Genomic DNA, 2410 nt, shown 5'->3' on the forward strand with positions numbered 1-2410 from the left:
TACGCCGATTACGCGGCGTGGCAGCGTTCGCGGGTGGAGGGTGAGCTGCGTGACACCCAGTTGGCCTACTGGCGTGAGCGGCTGGCGGGCATGCCCGAACGCCTCGAACTCCCCGCCGACCGGCCGCGCCCCGCCAGGCGCGACTACCAGGGCGCCAACGTCCCGGTCACCGTTCCGGGACAGGTCGTGGAGCGGCTGCGCACCCTCGGCGCCGACGAGAACGCCTCGCTGTTCATGACCATGGTCGCCTGCCTGGCCGTCGCGCTCTCCCGCGCCACCGGCCGGCACGACATCGTGGTCGGCACACCCGTGGCCGAACGGCCCAGGCCGGAGCTGGAACCGCTGATCGGCTGCTTCCTCAACACGTTGGTACTCCGTACCGACTGCTCGGGTGACCCCACCTTCCGGGAGCTGATCAGGCAGGTCAGGACCACCACACTGGAGGCCTTCGCCAACGCCGAGGTCCCCTTCGAAGCGCTGATCGAAGAGTTGCGGCCGGAGCGCGACCTGAGCGCGACACCGCTGGTGCAGGTCCTGTTCAGCCTGGAGGACGCCGACCGTCCGCCGATCGACGCCGGTGGCCTGAGCATGGAGTGGAGGGCGGTCGGCACCTCGACGGCCAAGTTCGACCTCACCATGTACCTCCGCAGGGAACCGGGCGGCATCGGCGGCATCCTGGAATACCGCACCGACCTGTTCGACGAGGCCACCGCCGAGCGCATCGCGACCCTCTACACCGAAATCCTCGCCGCCGCGGCCGCCGAGCCGGAGCAGCGGCTGTCCGCGGCGCCCGCGCTCACCGCCGCCGACACCGAGACGATCGAGCGGTGGAACGCCACGGGCGGCCCGGAGGGCTTCGCGGCGCTGCCCGACCTGCTGGCGCGGCGAGTGGCCGCGACGCCGGACGCGCCCGCGGTGTGCGACGCCGACGGTACGTGGCTGACCTACGCCGAGTTCGGCGGGCGGGTCAACGCGCTGGCCAGGGCCCTGCGTGAGCGTGGCGTACGCCTGGGCGACGTGGTGGGCGTGTGCCTGCCGCGCGGCGTCGATCTGGTGGTGGCCGTGCACGCCGCGGTCGCGGCGGGAGCGGCGTACCTGCCGCTCGACCCCGGCTACCCCGACCAGCGGCTGGCGTTCATGGCCACGGACGGCAGGGCGCGGGTCGTGATCACCGAAGAGCCGGACCGCTTCCCTGGCTTCATCACGACAAGTCCTGATACGGCGGGGGATGGCGGGCCGCTGGCGCTGAAGATCCCGCCCAGGGCTCCGGCCTACCTGATCTACACCTCCGGCTCCACCGGCACCCCCAAGGGCGTCCTCGTCTCCCACGAGGCGATCGTCAATCGGCTGACCTGGACCGACCACGCCTTCACGCTCACGTCCGGCGACCGGGTCATGCTCAAGACCACCTTCACCTTCGACGTGTCGGTCTGGGAGCTGTTCTGGCCGCTCATCGCCGGCGCCGGCCTCGTGGTCGCCCCGCCGGACGCGCACCGCGATCCCGCCGCACTGGCCCGGCTCGTCGCCCGGCACGACGTCACCACCATCCACTTCGTCCCGTCCATGCTGGACGCGCTGCTGGACGAGCCGGAGCTGGACCTGCCCTCCGTGCGCAGGGTGATCTGCTCGGGGGAGGCGCTGCCCGCCGTGCTGGCCGAACGCCTGCACACCCGGCTGCCCGGCGTCGAGCTGCACAACCTGTACGGTCCCACCGAGGCCGCCATCGAGGTGACCTGGCACAAGTGCGAGCCGGGTGAGACGCACACCCCGATCGGCGCCCCGATCAGGGGGATCAGGATCGAGGTCCTCGACGCGGACCTGCGCAGGGTGCCCATCGGCACCCCCGGCGAGCTGTGCATCGCGGGCATCGGCCTGGCCGAGGGGTACGCCGGCCGGCCAGGGCTGACGGCGCGGCAGTTCGTGCCCGACCCGTACGGCCCGCCCGGCGCTCGCGTCTACCGCACTGGTGACCTGGCCAGATGGCTCCCGGGCGGCGAGGTCGATTACCTCGGCCGCATGGACGACCAGGTGAAGATCCGGGGCATGCGGGTCGAGCCCGGCGAGATCGAGTCGCTCCTCGCCGAGCATCCGGCCGTCCGGACCGCGGTGGTGCAGCCCGTTCGCGGCGTCCTGGCCGCCTATGTCGTGCCGTCGGGTGACGTCACGCCGGAACCCGCGGAACTCCGCGCCCTCCTGCACGAGCGGCTGCCCGACCACATGGTCCCCGCCACCGTCACCTTCCTGGACGAGCTCCCGACCAACGCCAACGGCAAGCTCGACAGGTCGGCCCTGCCCGAGCCGGGTGGTGTGGTGGAGCCGGTGCGGGTGGCGCCGCGTGGTCCGGTGGAGGAGTTGGTGGCGGCGCTGTTCGAGGCGGTGCTCCAGACCGGTCCGGTGGGGCGTGACGACG

General features: G+C 72.3%; 1 protein-coding gene. It reads left to right on the top strand.

Annotated elements, in window-relative coordinates; all coding sequences use genetic code 11:
- Nucleotides 1–2410 (top strand): non-ribosomal peptide synthetase (locus BLS95_RS53785; protein WP_143044330.1); only part of this gene is annotated, 2410 nt, incomplete at both ends.

The sequence above is a fragment of the Nonomuraea jiangxiensis genome (genome assembly GCF_900099965.1).
In the GTDB taxonomy this organism is placed as follows: Bacteria; Actinomycetota; Actinomycetes; order Streptosporangiales; family Streptosporangiaceae; genus Nonomuraea; species Nonomuraea jiangxiensis.